The sequence below is a fragment of the Streptomyces sp. NPDC002640 genome, assembly GCF_053592575.1.
Map to the genome: position 1 here is coordinate 178,752 of NZ_JBSFVZ010000016.1, position 16,906 is coordinate 195,657.

General features: G+C 77.0%; 13 protein-coding genes. 3 read left to right on the forward strand and 10 right to left on the reverse strand.

The features are described from left to right. Positions 1–113 precede the first annotated feature (113 nt). From ACWD3O_RS21685 to ACWD3O_RS21730, 10 genes are all read right to left on the reverse strand, one after another. Complete coding sequence (locus ACWD3O_RS21685) at positions 114–2,030, reverse strand: FHA domain-containing protein (protein WP_451416993.1); 1,917 nt, start codon at positions 2,028–2,030, stop codon at positions 114–116. Positions 2,031–2,078: 48 nt separating this feature from the next. Beyond that, positions 2,079–3,422, reverse strand: coding sequence for a vWA domain-containing protein (locus tag ACWD3O_RS21690; protein ID WP_451416994.1), 1,344 nt, complete (start codon positions 3,420–3,422; stop codon positions 2,079–2,081). Between the two features lie 49 nt (positions 3,423–3,471). Beyond that, complete coding sequence (locus ACWD3O_RS21695; protein WP_451416995.1) at positions 3,472–4,707, reverse strand: PP2C family protein-serine/threonine phosphatase; 1,236 nt, start codon at positions 4,705–4,707, stop codon at positions 3,472–3,474. A gap of 11 nt (positions 4,708–4,718) precedes the next feature. After that, positions 4,719–7,508: a tetratricopeptide repeat protein gene (locus ACWD3O_RS21700; RefSeq protein WP_451416996.1), complete on the reverse strand. Its 2,790-nt coding sequence runs from the start codon at positions 7,506–7,508 to the stop codon at positions 4,719–4,721. Between the two features lie 40 nt (positions 7,509–7,548). Beyond that, positions 7,549–8,877: a hypothetical protein gene (locus ACWD3O_RS21705; RefSeq protein ID WP_451411953.1), complete on the reverse strand. Its 1,329-nt coding sequence runs from the start codon at positions 8,875–8,877 to the stop codon at positions 7,549–7,551. A 91-nt stretch (positions 8,878–8,968) separates the two neighbouring features. Beyond that, on the reverse strand, positions 8,969–10,054 hold the full coding sequence (locus ACWD3O_RS21710; protein ID WP_451416997.1) for a glutamate ABC transporter substrate-binding protein: 1,086 nt from the start codon (positions 10,052–10,054) through the stop codon (positions 8,969–8,971). A gap of 14 nt (positions 10,055–10,068) precedes the next feature. Beyond that, entirely contained in the window at positions 10,069–11,487 is a 1,419-nt protein-coding gene (locus ACWD3O_RS21715; protein WP_451416998.1) for a hypothetical protein, read from the reverse strand. A 271-nt stretch (positions 11,488–11,758) separates the two neighbouring features. Beyond that, a complete protein-coding gene (locus ACWD3O_RS21720; protein ID WP_451416999.1) occupies positions 11,759–12,649 on the reverse strand; it encodes a 5-oxoprolinase subunit C family protein in 891 nt (296 codons plus the stop codon). Positions 12,650–12,689: 40 nt separating this feature from the next. Next, positions 12,690–13,304 (reverse strand): 5-oxoprolinase subunit B family protein, encoded by a 615-nt coding sequence (locus ACWD3O_RS21725; protein WP_451417000.1) that lies wholly within the window; start codon positions 13,302–13,304, stop codon positions 12,690–12,692. A 1-nt stretch (position 13,305) separates the two neighbouring features. Then, positions 13,306–14,076, reverse strand: coding sequence for a LamB/YcsF family protein (locus tag ACWD3O_RS21730; protein ID WP_451417001.1), 771 nt, complete (start codon positions 14,074–14,076; stop codon positions 13,306–13,308). A 140-nt stretch (positions 14,077–14,216) separates the two neighbouring features. Here ACWD3O_RS21730 and ACWD3O_RS21735 point away from each other — a divergent pair, with 140 nt between their 5' ends. From ACWD3O_RS21735 to ACWD3O_RS21745, 3 genes are read left to right on the forward strand one after another with little or no spacing between them, the layout of a single operon-like run. Further along, positions 14,217–14,750: a PadR family transcriptional regulator gene (locus ACWD3O_RS21735; RefSeq protein WP_451411947.1), complete on the forward strand. Its 534-nt coding sequence runs from the start codon at positions 14,217–14,219 to the stop codon at positions 14,748–14,750. Further along, the gene (locus ACWD3O_RS21740; protein ID WP_451417002.1) at positions 14,747–15,445 is read left to right on the forward strand and encodes an ABC transporter ATP-binding protein; all 699 of its coding nucleotides are present in this window, start codon (positions 14,747–14,749) and stop codon (positions 15,443–15,445) included. The genes ACWD3O_RS21735 and ACWD3O_RS21740 overlap by 4 nt, the downstream gene beginning before the upstream one ends. Then, complete coding sequence (locus tag ACWD3O_RS21745; RefSeq protein ID WP_451417003.1) at positions 15,442–16,785, forward strand: ABC transporter permease; 1,344 nt, start codon at positions 15,442–15,444, stop codon at positions 16,783–16,785. Before ACWD3O_RS21740 ends, ACWD3O_RS21745 begins: the two co-directional genes overlap by 4 nt. The last annotated feature ends 121 nt before the right edge of the window (positions 16,786–16,906 follow it).

Sequence of the window (16,906 nt, forward strand, 5' to 3'; positions counted from 1 at the left end):
GTCTCAGACGGCGGCACCCGGTCCTCAAGACCTGTGGACGGGCCGGAGGTCCTGCGGACCGGGTGCCGGTCGGGTCGTGCTCGGCCGTGGCCCGGCCGGGGCTCGGCCGGGGGTCAGCCGCGGTGGACGGTGATCGTCGTCCAGGCGCCGACGTGCACGCGGTCGCCGTCCCGCAGCGGGACGGGGACGAACGGCTGGATCGGTTCCTCGGCGCCGTTCACCGTGGTGCCGTTGGTGGAGTTCTGGTCGATGACCGCCCAGCTCCCGTCCGCCTGCTGCACCAGCACCGCGTGCTGGTGCGAGACGCCCGGGTCCTCCGGCGGCACCGACAGGTCGATGTCCGGGGTGTCGCCGGTGGAGTGCCGGCGGCGGCCGATGGTCACCTGCGGACCGGTGAGGGTCCGCTGCTGCTCCGGGGAGTACGCGGGGAGGTTGAGCCCCGCGGCCTCGGGGCCGGAGCGTTGCATCATCGCCATGAAGTAGGCGCGGTCCGGGCCGACGGTCGCCGTCCAGGTCTCCTGGCGGGGCCCGCCGGGCTGCGGGTAGCCGTAACCGCCGCCGGGGCCAGGGGCACCGGGAGCGCCGGGGGAGCCGGGCCATGGCGCCAGGCCCGGGGGGCCACCGGGGGCGCCGCCGCGTTCACCGGGGCCGCCGGGACCGCCGGGGCCGCCTGGGCTGCCGAAGCCGCCGGGTCCGGCCGGGCCGGGGAAGCCGCCGGGGCCGTTCGGTCCGCCGAAGCCTTCGTGCACACCGGGGCCGCCCGGGCCACCGGGGTTGCCGGGACCACCAGGGGTGCCGGGGCCGCCAGGTCCACCAGGTCCGCCAGGTCCGCCAGGTCCACCGGGATAGCCGCCGGGACCGCCCGGGTTACCGGGGTAGCCGCCGCGTTCCCCCGGGCCGCCGGGGGCACCCGGGTTGCCGGGGCCGCCGGGGAAGCCGCCGCGCTCGCCCGGACCGCCCTGACCGCCGGGGTTGCCCGGGCCGGGGAAGCCGCCGTGGTCGTCGGGGCCGCCGGGACGACCGGGGCCGGCAGCGCTGTTGAAGCCGCCGGGACCACCTGGGCCGCCGGGTCCGCCCGGAGCGCCGAAGCCGCCTCGGTCGCCGGGCCCACCGGGGCCGCCGGGTCCGGGGAAGCCGCCGCCTTCGCCGGGGCCACCGAAGCCACCGCGCTCGCCGGGGGCACCGGGACCGCCCGGGCTGCCGGGACCCCCCGGGCCGCCGAAGCCGCCGCGGTCACCCGGACCGCCCGGGCCGCCGAAGCCGCCGCGCTCGCCCGGGGCGCCGGGACCACCCGGACCACCCGGGCCGCCGAAGCCGCCGCGGTCACCGGGGCCGCCGGAGCCGCCGGAGCCGCCGGAGCCGCCGGGGGCACCCGGGTTGCCGGGGCCGCCGGGGAAGCCGCCGCGCTCGCCAGGGCCGCCCGGGGCGCCGAAGCCGCCAGGGCTGCCGGGTGCGCCGGGGCCGCCGGGCGTGCCCGGGCCCGGTGAGGTGGGCGGAGGGAGGGTCCAGTCGTCGCCGGCCGGGGCGCCGGGACGGCCGCCGCCCTCGAAGAAGGCCGGCGGCGGCCCGCCCGCGTGCCCCTGCTGGAAGGAGGCCGGCGCCCCGCCCTGCCCGCCGCCGAGCGGCTCGGCGGGACGGTTCAGCTGCGAGGGCCGCGAGGCCTGGTACTCCGACGGGTCGGGCTGGTACGACCGCCCGCCGGGCGGCGGCGGAGGCACCGGGCCCCCGCCGGGACCGCCAGGGCCGCCCGGACCGCCGAAGGACGGCGGCGGCGGCGCGTAGGAGGTCGCCGAGTTGGTGAGGAAGTTCCACCGGCACTCCTCGCAGAAGGGCGCCAGCCCTTCACGCGGCGTGCGGCACTGCGGGCACAGCTCCGGGGCCCGGCCGCCCTGGCCGCCGGGCGGCGGGAAACCGTAGCCCCCGGAGGCCGGCGGGGGAGGCGGCGGGGGCACGGCACCCGCCATGCGGTGACCGCAGACCTCGCACCAGTCCTCGGAACCCGACTGGTGTCCGTTCGGGCAGGTCGGCATGTCGGCGCTTCCCCCTCTCCCTTCCGGCCGTTCGTCGGGCCGGCTCGTTCACTGCTCGTTCGGCCGCCGTGTGACGCGCACGGTCTTGGTGGACCGTGTCTCCAGCGTCATCTCGTCGGCTTCCGCGACCTTCGTCTTCAGTCGCACAGTACCTGCCGCTTCGTCGACCACGTCCACCACCTTCGAAAGGAGTTTCGCCGTATCGGCGTTTCCGGACAGCCCCGCCAGCTGCACGGCGCGGCCCAGCTTGGCGGTCGCCGCGTCCGTGTCACCGGCCTTGCGGGCCTCCAGGCCCTGCTGGATCGCCTCGGCCAGCTCCGCCTGCCCCGTGTAGTGGGCGACCTGCGGATCGATGGAGGTGGAGGCGGCCAGGTCGTCGGTCCACACGGCCCGTACCAGGCCCTGGGCGCCCAGGGCGTCGGCGCCGCCGTCGGAGCGGGGCACCACCAGCGAGACCCGGGCGGCGAGCATCTCCCGGCCGACGTCGGCGGGCGGGACTTCCACACAGACGTGGTAGTCCCGCGACTCGTCGCCCCATGACCCGGTCGGGTAGTCACCGGCCCGCGGCCCGGCCTCGGTGCGGCGGTCCGTCAGGTCCTCGACCGAGGGGGCGACCTGCTTGACGAAGCGGACGCGCGCGCCCGCCGGGGTCCACAGGCGCAGTGCCACGTCGGCGACGCCCTTGCCCATCGCCGTCTCCATCATCGCGGTGAAGTCGGCGGCCAGGTGCTCCGGATCGGCCACGATGTCGGCCGTGCCCAGCAGGGCCGAGGCGATCTGGGTGACCTCCTGGACCTCCCAGTCGGTGCCCACGCCCCGCGCGTCGCAGGTGAAGCGGCCGGCGCAGTGCTCCAGGGCGGCCGCCAGCCGTTCGGGCGTCTCGTGCTCGTTGCGGCCGTCGGTGAGCAGGACGCCGTGCCGGATGGTGACGTGCGCGGAGGACAGCAGACGCTCCGCGAGGTGGAGCCAGGTGCCGATGGCCGTGCCGCCGCCCGCGGTCAGCCGGCGCAGCGCCTGCCGGGCCTCCGCGCGGGTCTCCGGGCCTGCGGCGGCGAGCCGGCCGCCTCCCGGGTAGACCTCCTGGGCGACGTGGGTGCCGGCGACGACCGCGAACCGGACGCCGTCCCGGAGGGTGTCGATCGCCGCGGCGGTCGCCTCGCGGGCGCCGCGCATCTTGGCCGGCGGGTAGTCCATGGAGCCGGAGCAGTCGACCATGATCACCACGGCGGCGTCCGGCCCCCTGCCGGAACCGGCGGCGCCGCTCAGCGTGGCGCCGCCGCTCGCCGTCACGGTGACGACCGCGTTGACCTCGCGGGCCCCCTCCGGCAGGTACGCGTTCTGGTAGACGTCCACGGAGAACCGTGGCGCGTCCGGTTTCGAGAGAATCGCCATGCGTGCTTTGCCCCCTCGCGCGCCCGCGGCTCCCTCGGCCCGACGCGCCTCAGCCGGATCCTGCCCCCTGGGCGGGGCCAGGGAACGGCACCACCGCCACTGTTACGTTGTCGTGGCCCCCTCCGTCGAGGGCGTGGCCGACCAGGACGCGGGCGCTGTGCAGCGGGCGGGTGGCGGCGTCGGCCGGGACGACCTCGGCCATCTGTTCCGCGGTCTCCGCGTAGTTCCACAGGCCGTCCGTGCAGACCACCACCACGCCGGGGCGGTCCGGCTTGAACGAGGCGGTGTGCGGCTCGAGTTCGTAGGCGTCCGCGCCCAGCCAGCCGGTGATGGCGTGGGCGCGCTCGTCGGCGTAGGCCTGCGCCTCGCTCATCAGCCCGGCCGCGACCATCTGGGCGGCCCAGGAGTCGTCCTCGGTGAGCCGGGCCGGGGCGGAGCGGTCGTCGGGCACCCAGTAGACGCGGCTGTCGCCGACCCAGCCGACGACCAGCAGGTCGTCGGCGACCAGGGCGGCGACCAGGGTGCAGGCCGGCGCGTTCTCCTGCGCCGCGTGCTCGCGGGGCCGGGCGGGTTCGCCGGCCAGCGCGTCCACGGCGCGGGCGGCGGCCTGGATCGCCTCGTGCATGGCGGTCTGCGGGTGGACGCCGCGGGGCAGCGCCTCGGCGAGCGCGTCGGCGGCCGTCCGGGAGGCGGCCGCGGAGGCCTCGTCCGGGCGGGTCGCGGACGACACGCCGTCGCAGACCACGGCCACCGGGACGGGGGTGCCGTCCGGGAGGGCGGCCTGGGCGAGGGCGAAGGCGTCCTCGTTGCGGTGGTGGCGCAGTCCGCGGTCGCTGACCGCGGCGACGGGCCCCGACTCCAGTTCCATGTGGTCCCGTTCGCGCGGCTGGGCGTGGCCGCAGTTCTCGCAGTATCCGTCGCCGTCGACCCGTCCGGCCCGGCAGGCCACGCAGGCCTTGCCGGCGGCCGCCGGGGCGGCTCCGGCGCCGGCCCGGCCCGCCACGGCGGACCGCGGGTCCGCGGCGCGCGGGGAGGGCGGGGCGGGCGGCTGAAGGTGGAAGCCGTCCGTCGTGTCCGTGTCCGTGTCCGCGGCCGCGGCCTCGTGGGCGGCGGGCGGGGCGGACGGCGTGTCGTCGCGCGTCTGCAGGGCGACCGTCGGCGTGTCGGACGACGGGGCGGCCGCCGCCGACAGGTTCAGGCCACAGGCGCCGCAGAAGAGGTCGGCCGGCTCCACCGGCTCGGTGCATTCGGGGCAGGCGGACAGGCGGTGCGTGTCGGCAGTCATCGGCGGCACCACTACACCCACGTCCGGGGACGGTAACGGTTGGCGCGTTCCACCAGGTCGATCCTCTCCTCGCCGCCGTCCGCGAGACGGGCCAGCGTGCGGTACGAGCGTTCCAGGCCGAGACGGAGTCCCCGCTCGTCCAGTACTTCGCCGAGCACCCCCCGCCCGGATGCCACCGGTACGGAAGCCCGGCCTCCGGAGAGTACCCAGTCGAGCGCGCAGCCCAGCACCTCCGCGGACAGCCGCTCGCGCCGCACGGCGTCCAGTCCGTATCCGCCCAGCGCCTCCACCTGCGCGGCGGCGGCGGTCAGATCGTCGAGGAACGGCGTGTCGGCGCCCACCACGGTACGCCCCCGCAGCCGTGCCCGGACGGCGGCGACCCGGGCCGCGGTGTAGTGGATGGACGCCTCCGGCACCGACTCCAGGGCGGCGACCGCGCCCTCCCGGTCGCCTGTGGCGAGGCGCACACGGGCCAGTCCGAAGGCGGCGCTGACATAGCTGGGGTCGGTCGTCCACACCAGGCGGTAGTACTCGGCGGCGTTGTCCGACTGCCCCAGCACCTCGGCGCACAGACCCAGCGCCAGCTTGGGCGCGGGCTCGCCCGGGAAGGCGTCGTAGAGCGCGTCGAAGGCGAGCGCGGAGGCCACGTACTCCCCGGTGACCAGGGAGGTCACGCCCCGGTACCAGACGACCCGCCAGTCGTCGGGCTCCTCGGCGGCCAGACTCCGCAGCTCCTCGACGGCGGCCCGCGCCTCGCCCGCCTCCAGCCGCGCGCGCACCAGCCGCAGCCGGGACTCCGGCGAGGCGGCGGGTGCCCCGGACAGCGCGACGAGCAGTTCCTGGGGCGCCGCCGTCATCAGCGCGGCGAGGAAACCGGCGTTGGGGTCGTCGGGGTCCACCCGGGGCACGGGCAGGGCCAGCGCGGCGGCCGCGGCGTCCACGGGTTTCACCGTTCCGGGTGACACCGGAGGGGTGTGCGGGGTGCCCGTGGCGGGTACGGGGGAGGGCCCGCGCTGGGCGGGGAACACCGGCGGCGCGGTCCCGGGCGGTGCGGCGTGCGGCGGGGCGACGGGCGGGGCGGTGTGCGCGGTGGGGGCCCCGGACGGCGCGGCCCGGCGGGCGGACAGCCGGCCCGGAGGGTTCCGCCGGGCCCCGAGGAGGGACACCTCCGGCTCCGTGTCGTCGAACAACCGCGCGTCGGTGACCCGGAGTTCGGGGCCGAAGAGGGTGGACAGGGCGGGCCGCGGGCGGCCGGTGCCCAGCGCCACCACCTCGCGCAGTACGCCGGTGAGCTGTTCCGCCATCTCCTGGGCCGAGGCGAACCGCCGTGCCGGGTCCGGGTCGGTGGCCCGGACCAGCAGCCGGTAGAACGACTCGTACCGCCGGAACACCTCGATCCCGTCCGGGTCCGGGAGCGTGTCCGCGTGGACGGTGGTGTAGCCGTGGAAGTCGATGGTGAGCACGGCCAGGGTGCGCGCCACCGTGTACAGGTCGGAGGCGACCGACGGGCCGACCGTGGCGACCTCGGGGGCCTGGTAGCCGACCGTGCCGTAGATGGCCGACTCGTAGTCGTCCATGCGGCGGACCGCGCCCATGTCGATCAGCTTCAGCTGGTCCTCGGTCTGTATCGCGTTGTCGACCTTGAAGTCGCAGTACAGCAGGTTGCGGCTGTGCAGGTGGCCCAGCGCCTCCAGCGCCTCGATGCCGTACGCGCAGGCCTGCTCCACCGGCAGCGGGTCACGGCGGCCGTCCGGGGTGCGGCGGGCGTTGGCGATGTCCTTGAGCGACCTGCCGCCGACGTACTCCATGACGATGTAGCCGTCGAGGGAGCCGGTCCGCTGGTCCAGGTGCTCGACGAAGTTGTAGATCCGCACGATGTTGGCGTGCTCGATCTCGGCCAGGAACCGCCGCTCGGAGATGGCGGCGGCCATCGCGTCCTGGTCGCCGGTGTCCAGCAGGCCCTTGAGGACGACCCACCGGTCGGACACCGCGCGGTCCACCGCCAGGTAGATCCAGCCCAGCCCGCCGTGCGCCAGGCAGCCCGCGACCTCGTACTGGCCGTGCACCACGTCCCCGCCGCGCAGTTTGGGCACGAAGGAGTAGGGGTGGCCGCACTTGGTGCAGAACCCCTCGGTGCGGCCGGGGCGGTCGCCACGGGCCCGGCCGACCGGCGCGCCGCAGTCGGAACGGGAGCAGAACCGCTTGCGCTCCGGCACCCGCGGGTCGTCCAGCACCATGGCGCGCGGGTCGGGACGCGGCACCGCCGGGACGTCGACCAGGCCGGCGCCCAGCCGCCCCCGGTGGGAGCCGCCGGACTGCGCGCCGGAGCTGCGCACCGACACCGCGCCGACCGTGGCCGCGCCGCTCAGCGTCCCCGACAGCCGGCCGGAGACCGAGCGCCGGGACCGCGACGACGAGCGGGACGACGAGCGCGACGACCCGGACGACGCGTGGGACGGACGCGAGGACGCCTCGGGGCCCGCCGGATCCCCCGGGCCGCCCGTGCCGACCGCGCCGCCCGGCCCCGTGCCGACCGCGCCGCCCGGCCCCGTGCCGACCGCGCCGCCCGGCCCCGGGCCGACCGCGCCGCCGGTGCCGGTGGACCCCGGGCCGGTGGACCCCGGGCCGGTGGAGCGGCCGGAGTGGCCCGGCGGGCGTCCCGCGACGCCGGTGGGTGTGCCGCCCACCATGCCGTCCGGGGACACCACCGGCGCCAGCCCGCAGTGGTCGCAGTACAGCTCGCCCCCGCCGACGTCCTCGTACGCGCCCTCGCAGCCCGGCCGCTGACACCTCGGCTCCATCACGCCCCGTCCCTCCGCACAGCTCCCCCTCCGTCGGCGTTCACGCCTGGGCCCCCTCCGGCCGTCCCGCCCCGTCCTGTGTGGGCATCACGGGCCGCAACTGCTCCACCGCGGCCCGCTGGTAGCGCAGCACGGCCTGTTCGGCGACCCGCAGGTCGCAGGGCGCGCTCCACAGCATCCGGCGGGCGATGTCGTACCGCTCGACCAGCAGCGGGTCCTCTGCCAGCCCGTGCCGGGACACCTTCGCCCGGTAGGCGTCCAGCCGGCCCCGCAGCTCGGCGCGGATCGCCAGCGGCGCGGTCACCGCCGTCAACGACTCGCGGGCGCGCACCAGTTCGTCCTCCGCCTTGCGTTCCAGCTCGTCCAGCAGCGGGGACAGCCGGTGCCACAGGCCCTGCCGCCGGTACTCCGCCGCCGTCGACACCCGCTCCTGCAGCACGGTCGGCGGGCCGCTCACCGCGGGCACCTCGGTGGCCGCGATCTTCGCCAGCACCTCGCCGCGCGCCAGCCGGGCCTCGGCCAGCGTGCGGTCCGCGCGGCTCAGCACGTCGCGCAGCCGTACGAGCCGGGACTCGGCGTCCTGGCGGACCGTCAGGACCGCCTCGATCTCGCGGCGGGCGTCCTCCAGCTCGCGTGCGTACCGGTCGTAGGCGGTGGTGTCCGGGCGGCCCGCGCCGGGGGCCGCGCTCCCCTCCGCGGGCGTCCAGAAGGACAGCGGGTCGGAGATCACCCGCTCGCGCAACCGGGCCAGGGCGCCGGTGATCCGCTCCAGGTCGTCGCCGGCCGGGTGTTCGCCCGGCCGCACGCCCACCGAGCGGGCGAGTTCCCGGGTGCGGCGCAGCTCGGCGGAGAGCATGTCGATCCGGGCCGGCAGCGCCGACCAGACCGCGTCGGCGGCCACCACCACGTCCAGCGCGGCGGCGTACAGCTCGTTCATCCGGTCGACGAGCGCGGACAGCGTGTAGCGGCGGCTGAGGCGGACCGAGGACGTCCCGGCGAGCCCGCCACCCTCCGCGGCGGCGGCCCCGGCGACCGTGACGCCGGGGCCCCGCAGCAGCTCGGTGAGGGCCACCAGGTCCTCGCGCCCGGCCCAGCGACGGCGGGCCCGCAGGTCGCGGGCGGAGCGCAGGGCGTCCGTGTAGGCGTCGAAGAAGGTCCACAGCAGGCCGATCGAGGCCTCCGTGGCCCGCCACCGCTGCTGGGTGGCGCCGGTCAGCTCCGCCCCTTCGAGGAGTCTGCGCCCCGCGTGGTCCTGCAGCGCGAGGAGCGAGGACTCGATGGCCTCGTGCTCCGCGCCGAGCCGCGCCAGCGCACGGTCCACCTCGTCCCGGTCCATCACCGGACCCAAGGCGTGTCCCGTGTCGCCCATCGATCACCTCTCAGTGCGCAGTCGGTGCGTGCGGTCGGTCGGCGCGGGCTCACGGCCTCGCCGGTGGGACCCTGCCCAGGGCGGGCGGGGGTCAGTCGCGGTAGACGGCGGGCGGGGGGTCGGCCGGCTTCGGCATGGTCGACGCCAGCCACCGTTCGTAGGCCCGCTTCCAGCCGCCGTCCGCGACGTAGTCGCGCAGTACGGCGTTGACCCGGCGGACCAGGTCGTCGGCGTCCTCGGCCATGGCCACGCCGTAGTACTCCTCGGTGAACTCCTCGCCCTTCAGCGCCACCGACGGGTCCTGCGCGGCCTGGCTGGCGGCCAGGGCGCTGTCGGTGACCACCGCGTCCACCTCGCCGAGCTGGAGCCGCACCAGGCAGTCGAGCTGGTTGGGCACCGTGGTGCCGATGTCCGCCTCGGCCACCGCCGGCACGCCGTCCTTCCGGTCCTCCTCGAGCCGGCTGTGTGCGGTGGATCCCGCCGCGCTGCAGATCCGCAGGCCCGCCAGGCTGCGGTCGTAGCCGGTCACCGACGACCGCGCGGGGGCGAGGACCTGCTGGCCGGTGGTGAAGTAGGGGGCGGAGAACGACACGTCCTCCAGCCGGTCGCAGGTGATGGTCATGGTGCGGACCACCATGTCGACGCGGCCCTCCCGCACGGCCGGGATGCGCTGGTTGGTGGGGATCGCGTGGAAGCGGATGTTGGGGGATTCCCCGGGCGCCCGCGGGCCGAGGATCTCGTCGGCCGTCCGGCGGGCCAGGTCGATGTCGAAGCCGGAGAGCTCCACCTGGTCCTCGGCGCTGTTGGGGTCCCGGTAGCCCCAGCCGTAGCTGTTCTGGTCGACACCGACCCGCAGGTGGCCGCGTTCCTTGATGGCCCGGATCGTCGGGCCGGTCTCGTCGGTGGAGGGGGAGAGGCTCCGCGCCTCGGGGCGCTCGCAGTCGTCGGCGGCCGCGGCGGGCCGGGCGGCGGGTGCGGCCGGGGCGGCGGGCCGGCCTTCGGCCTTGCCGGCCGGCGCGCCCGCGGTGTCCCGGTCGAGGGCCCCGCCGTCGTGCGGCAGCGGCAGCAGCAGGGCGCCGGCCGCGGTGAGCGCGCAGAGACCGGCCAGGGCGCCCGTGACGCGCCGGCCGCGGCCCGGCCGGCGCCGGTCCAGGTCCTCGTCGTGCCGTCGTCGCATCGCCGTTCCCCCGTTCACCGGTACTCCGAAAGCCTGCGGCCGATCCCCAGCAGCGCCGCCACGGCGGCCAGGGCCGCCAGCGCGGCCGCCCCGGAGGGCAGACCGGTGAGCGCGGCCCGCCCGTCGGCCGCGGCGCGCTCGAACTCCGTCTCCTCGTGCTCCAGGGCCTGCCGCAGGGACCGGTCGACGTTGTCGAAGCAGACCCGGGTGGGTGACTTGTCGTCCGGTCCGATGATCCGGTCGAGGGCCTCCTGGTAGTCGCCCGCGTCGTCGGCCTCGCGGGCCTCCCGGTGACGCTCCCGCCACTCCAGCATGCTGCTCCGCGCCGTCTCGACCGGCCGGTCGACCTGCGGGTCCTCGGCCACCCCGGCCGCCGCGTCCAGGGCGTTGGACAGGCCCGTCATCGAGTCCTGGAAGGCCACCTCGAACTTGTCGCGGAAGCTGCCGTCCGGCATCTGCGTGGTCTCCGCGCCCCGGTTGACCAGGGTCAGGTTCTCCGCGCCGCGGGCCTGGAGGGAGGCGGTCCGCGCGTCGTTCAGCAGGGCCAGGGACTCCACGCCGTGCTCGTACGAGTCGTCGAGTCCCGCCCGGGCCATCGAGTGCCCGACCGGGAGCCACAGCAGCACCAGGGCCGTGGCCGCGGTCGCCGTCACCAGGCCGGGGCTCAGCACCCGGTTGGTGCGGCGGTACTCCCGGCGCTGCGCCCACCCGAGGGCGGCGAGCGCGACGGCGCCGAGGCCCAGGGCGAACCACGGGTAGGGGGTGGCGTCGGCGTAGTCCTCGCGGAGACGGCCCTGTTCCTGCTCGTACAGGTTCTCGGCGGCCGGCAGCATCTCCTGCCGCATCAGGTCGTCCGCGTACCGCAGGTAGGCGCCGGCCAGCGGGTAGCCCATCCGGTTGTTGGCGCGGGCCCGCTCGACCAGCCCCTTGTAGCGGGGCAGCAGTTCGTTGAGGCGCGCGACGGTCCGGCCGGAGGCGGAGTCCGGGTCGGAACTGGCGGCGGCGGTGGCCAGGCCCGAGGCGGCGGTGCGGATGTCCTCCTCGTACCGCTTGCGGCTGTCCGGCGTCTCGTTGCCGCCTGCCAGCAGTCCGCTGGACGCGGCGGTGTTGGCCCCGGCCAGCGACCGGTGGACCTCGGCGGCGGCCGAACTGAGCGGGCCGCTGTGGCGCAGCACGGCGTCGGCGGCCGAACTGCGGTCCGCCGTCTGCCAGGTGGTGGCGCCGCCGAACGCCACGACCAGCAGCGCGAGGACGGCGCCGATGATCCGCAGCCGGCCCGGCTCGGTGGTCGCGGCGGCCCGCACCCGGGCGGCGGTCTCCACGAGCGCGGGCGCGCGACGCGGCGGCGCGGGCGCCGGCGCGGGGGGCGCCGGGGGTGGTGGCGGTGGCGCGACGGGCGGCGGCGCGGCGCCGGGCGCCTGTGGATGTGTCATGAGACCTCCCCCGGGGTCATCGTGTCGCCGCAAGTATCGCCGTGACGGCGCGATTACGCACGGGCGTTGCGCGATCCTGCCGCCCGCCCGCGCTCGGTCGCGCCGCGGCCGCCCGCGCCGCCGGCCCGCCCGTACCCGGCGGGCACACCCGCCCGCCGCCGTCCGCCGCCGCCCGTCTCCGTCGGCTACCGTGCGTCCCCCGCACGGAACACGCCGGGCGCGCGGACCGCGGTTCCCGCGCCGTGGTGCGACCGCCGGGCGGCCGCGCGGGTCACCGCGGACGGGGCGGGGGCTGCCGGGCCGTGGTGGACCGCCGGGCCGTGGTGAACCGCAGCGGCCGGCCCGGGCGGGCCTGGGCGGCGCGGTCGAGGTCGTCGGCGAGGACCACGGCGATCACGGGGTAGCCGCCGGTGACCGGGTGGTCGGCGAGGAAGAGGACCGGGCGGCCGCCGGGCGGGACCTGGAGGGAGCCCGGGACCACGCCCTCGCTGGGCAGTTCGCCCCCGACCGCCCGTTCCAGCGCGGGACCGTCCAGCCGCATCCCCACCCGGTCCGAGTCGGCGCCCACCGTCCAGACGGCGGAGAGCAACTCCCGTACGGCGCCCGGGGTGAACCAGTCGTCCCGCGGGCCCGGCCGCACCCGCAGCACCACCTCGCCGGCCTCCGGCGCGGCCACCGGCGCCAGGTCGACCCGCGGCGGCTCCGCGGGCGCGGGTCCGGCGGGCAGGACGTCCCCGACCGCGAGCGGCGCCGGACCGAGCCCCGCGAGCACGTCGCGCGAACGGGACCCCAGCACCTCGGGCACGGCGATACCGCCGCGCACCGCGAGGTAGCTCCGCAGTCCCGCCGAAGGGGCTCCCAGGGTGAGCCGCCGCCCGGCCGCCAGGTGCACCACCGAGTCGACCGCGCCCACGCTCAGCGGGCACGCCGCCCCGGTCACGGCGACGGTCACCGGCCGCAGCGCCCGCACCGAGAGGCCGCCGAAGGTGACCTCCACCGCCGCCGCGCCCTCCTCGTTGCCCACCAGCCGATTGGCGAGCCGCAGCGCCCCGCGGTCGGCCGCGCCGGAGCGGCCCACGCCCACCGCGGCGAGCCCGGGCCGCCCCAGGTCCTGCACGGTGGCCAGCGGACCCGTCGCCAGCACCCGCAGCGCAGCCGTCACGACCGCACCGCCTCCTCGAACCGCACCCGCAGCGCAGCCGTCACGACCGCCCCACCTTCTCGAACCGCACCCGCACCCCCGGCCGCAGCAGGGCGGGAGGGTCGCGGTCCTCCCGCCACACCGCCAGGTCGGTCCGCCCGATCACCTGCCAGCCGCCCGGCGAGCTGCGCGGGTACACGCCGCTGAACTCCCCGGCCAGGCCCACCGCCCCGGCCGGCACCCGGGTCCGCGACTCGGCCCGCCGCGGCACCCTCAACTCCGGCGGCCCGCCGGTCAGATAGGCGAAGCCGGGCGCGAAACCGCCGAAGGCGACGGTCCATTCGCAGCCGGTGTGCAGGCGCACCACCTCGCGGGCCGGCAGCCCGGTCGACTCGGCCACCTCCGGGAGGTCCTCGCCGTCGTAGCGCACCGGGACGCGTACCAGGGGCCCGGGTTCGTCCCGCCCGGCGGACAGGTCCGTGCCGCGCACCGCCCGTTCCACGGCGGCCGGGTCCGTGCCCGGGGCCAGCCGCAGCAGGACCGTGCGGGCCGCCGGGACCAGGTCGGTGACCCCTCGGGGCGGACGCCGCTCCAGCGACCGGTAGAGGCCCAGCGCCTCGTCCAGCGAGGCGACCTCCACCAGCAGGCCCTGGTCGCCGCACGGCAGGAACCGCACCTCAGCCCTCCCGGCCCGCGGTGAAGGCGTGCAGGGTGACGCCCGCCGCGGCGAGCCGCTCGCGCACCGCGCGGGCCACCGTCACCGCGCCGGGGCTGTCGCCGTGCACGCACAGCGAGTCCGCCTCGATCCGCAGCGGTGTGCCGTCCACCGCCGGGATCGCTTCGCCGCGCGCGATCCGGACGCAGCGGTCGGCGATCTCCGCCGGGTCGTGCAGCACCGCTCCCGGCTCGCGCCGGGGGACGAGGGTGCCCTCCGGGGTGTACGCCCGGTCGGCGAACGCCTCCCGGAACACCCGCAGTCCCGCCTCCTCCGCCAGCGCCAGCCACCGCGACCCCGGCAGCCCCAGCACCGCGCACGCCGGGTCCCAGTCCCGCACGGCCGCGACCACCGCCGCGGCCTGCGCCTCGTGGTGGACGATCGCGTTGTAGAGGGCCCCGTGCGGCTTCACGTACCGCACCGTCGTGCCCGAGGCGCGGGCCAGGCCGTCCAGGGCGCCGATCTGGTACAGCACCTCGTCCGCCAGCTGCCGCGGCTCCACGTCGACGAAGCGCCGCCCGAACCCGGCCAGGTCCCGGTACCCGACCTGCGCGCCCACCGCGACGCCCTCGGCGGCGGCCCGCGCGCACGCCCGGCGGATCACCGTCGGGTCGCCCGCGTGGAAGCCGCAGGCCACGTTGGCGCTGGTCACGACGGTGAGCAGCGCGTCGTCGTCCCCGAGCTCCCACCGCCCGAAGCCCTCGGCGAGGTCGGCGTTGAGATCGATGCGCACCGGGAGCGCCCCTTTCCCTGTCGGACTGCGGTCGGCCGCGCCCACGTTCGCACGCTCCGGGGCGGTGCTCAACACGGGCCCGCCGCGATCCTCCGCACGACTATTCACTCAGTACATGTATGTGGTGCATACTGCTGCGCATGAGTACCCGTCACATCCTGCTGGGCCTCCTCTCCTCGGGGCCGAGCCACGGCTACGACCTGAAGAGGAGGCACGACGAGCGGTTCCCGCAGGCCCGCCCCCTGGCGTACGGGCAGGTGTACACGACCCTGCAGCGCCTGGTCAGGGACGGGCTGGCCGAGGTCGAGGGCACCGCCTCCGACGGCGGCCCGGAGCGGACCGCGTACCGGCTCACCGAGGACGGCGAACGCGAACTCGCGCGCTGGGCCGAGGAGATCGCCCCGCCCGCGCCGTTCGTGGCCAACGAGATCTTCGCCAAGGTCGTCGTCGCCATCCTGGCCGGCGGCGACCCCGCCGCCTACCTGCTGCACCAGCGCACCGCCCACATGGATCGGATGCGGGAACTCACCAAGGTCAAGACCACTCCCGGGGCCGACCTCGGGACCGTCCTCTCGGCCGACTACGCCCTCAGCCACCTGGACGCCGACCTCCGCTGGATGACCACCACCGCGGACCGGCTCGCCACCCTGACCGCGGAGGTCACCGCACGATGAGTCCGACCAGCACCGTCGCCGAGCCGCTGCTCGCGGCCCGGGACCTCGTCAAGACGCACGGCCGGACCGACGCCCTCCGGGGCGCCTCGGCCCTGCTCCACGCCGGTGAGATCCTCGCCGTCACCGGCCCCAGCGGCAGCGGCAAGTCCACGCTGCTGCACTGCATGGCGGGTATCGTCCGCCCCGACCGGGGCACCGTCCACTACCAGGGGCAGCGGATCGACGCGCTCCCCGAGGACCGGCTCAGCGAACTGCGCCGCACCGACTTCGGCGTGGTGTTCCAGTTCGGCCGGCTCATCCCCGAGCTCACCCTCACCGACAACGTGGCCCTGCCGCTGATGCTCGCCGGCACCTCCCGCCGCGCGGCCCGCGCGCGGGCCGGCGAGTGGCTGGACCGGTTCCGCGTCGCCGACCGTGGCGACGCCCGCCCCGGCGAGCTCAGCGGCGGCCAGGCGCAGCGCGGGGCCCTGGCCCGTGCGCTGGTCACCGGCCCCCGGGTGGTCTTCGCCGACGAGCCCACCGGCGCGCTGGACTCCCTCGGCGGCGAACAGGTGATGTCCGAGCTCGTCTCCGCCGCCCGGTCCGCCGGGACGGCCGTTCTGCTGATCACGCACGACGCCCAGGTGGCCGCGTACGCGGACCGCGAGATCCGGCTGGCCGACGGCCGAGCCGCTGCGACGGAAGGCGCCAAATGACCGAGGACGTGAAGCTGGCCTGGCTGTTCACCCGTGGATCGGACCGCAGGGAGTGGTGGCGCTTCGGGCTGACGGCCGGCGGGGCGTCTTGCGCGAGCGGGTTCGCCGCGGCCGCCGCGGCGCTCGCCTCGCTGGGCGATGGGGTGTACCGCATCCCGTACGGGGAGGGGCTGTTCGACCGGCCCGGCGAGCGGACCGGCGTCGTCCTGGCGCTGCTGCTCCTGCTCGTGCCCACGCTCGGGTTCCTCGGCCAGTGCGCGCGGATCGGCGCGGTGCACCGCGACCGCCGGATGGCCGGGCTCCGCCTCGCCGGGGCGTCGCCGCTGCGGGTGCGGCGGATCGCGGCGCTGGAGACCGGGCTCGCCTGCCTGGCCGGCTCCGTGCTCGCGGTGCTGGTGGTCGGGGCGGTCGTGCTGAGCGTCGGCACGCCCTCGGCGTTCCTGTGGGGGGTCGTGGCGGCGACCGCCCTGCTGGTGCCGGTGGCGGGCGCGCTGGTGAGCGTGGTGGCACTGCGCCGGGTGGTGGCCTCGCCGCTGGGCGAGGTGCGCAGGGAGCGCAGGCCGGCCGGGAAGGGGACGGCGGTGACGGGCGTCGCCGTCGTCGTCGGGGCCGTCGTCCTCGGCATCCTGGCCGTCGCCCACGGCCACCGCGTCGGCGTCAACGGGCCCCTGGCGCTGTTCGTCGCCTTCCTGCTGATGGGGCTCGGCGCCGTCCGGGCCAGCGCCGCCTTCGCCCGGCTGGTGGGCCGCCGCCTCACCGGCCGGACCGAGGACCCGGCCGTCATGATCGCCGCCGCCCGCCTGCACGACGACCCGTGGGCCGCGGCCCGCACCCACGCGGCCGTGCTGCTGCTCACCGTGGTGGCGACCGGTTACACGGGCGTCCGCCAGGCGATGACGGACGGCATCCTCGCCCCGGGGAACTACACGCCGGACGACATCGCCTTCTACGTCACCGGACTCGACCTGGCGGCCGCCGCCGTCGGCATCGGGCTCCTGATCACGCTGGCCGCCGTCGCCGTGGGCGCCGCCGAGAGCATCGCCGCCCGGCGCCAGGGGCTCGCCGAGCAGGTCGCGGCGGGAGTGCCGCGGCACGTGCTGAGCCGTGCGCTGCTGCTGGAGACCGCGCTGCCGCTGATCCCGGCGGTGGGGCTCGCCGCCGTCGGCGGCCTGGCCGTGGGCGGCTTCTACGCCACGGCGGTCGCCGGCGGGGCCGTCTCCCTGCCGTGGACCGCCCTGCCGGTGCCGTTCGCGGTGTACGCCACGTGCCTGCTCGCCGCCGCGACCGGCATGCCGCTGCTGCGCCGCACGCTCCGGCCGTCGGAGCTGCGGCACACCTGAGCCACCGTGCGGGGGGACGGGGGAGCGGGGGGTGCCTCTATGTCTTTCGTCAAGCGGTGCGGGGGCTTCTCGGTTCGTAGAAGGTTCCGTCGCGGAGCATGGCGAACAGGACGCTGATGCG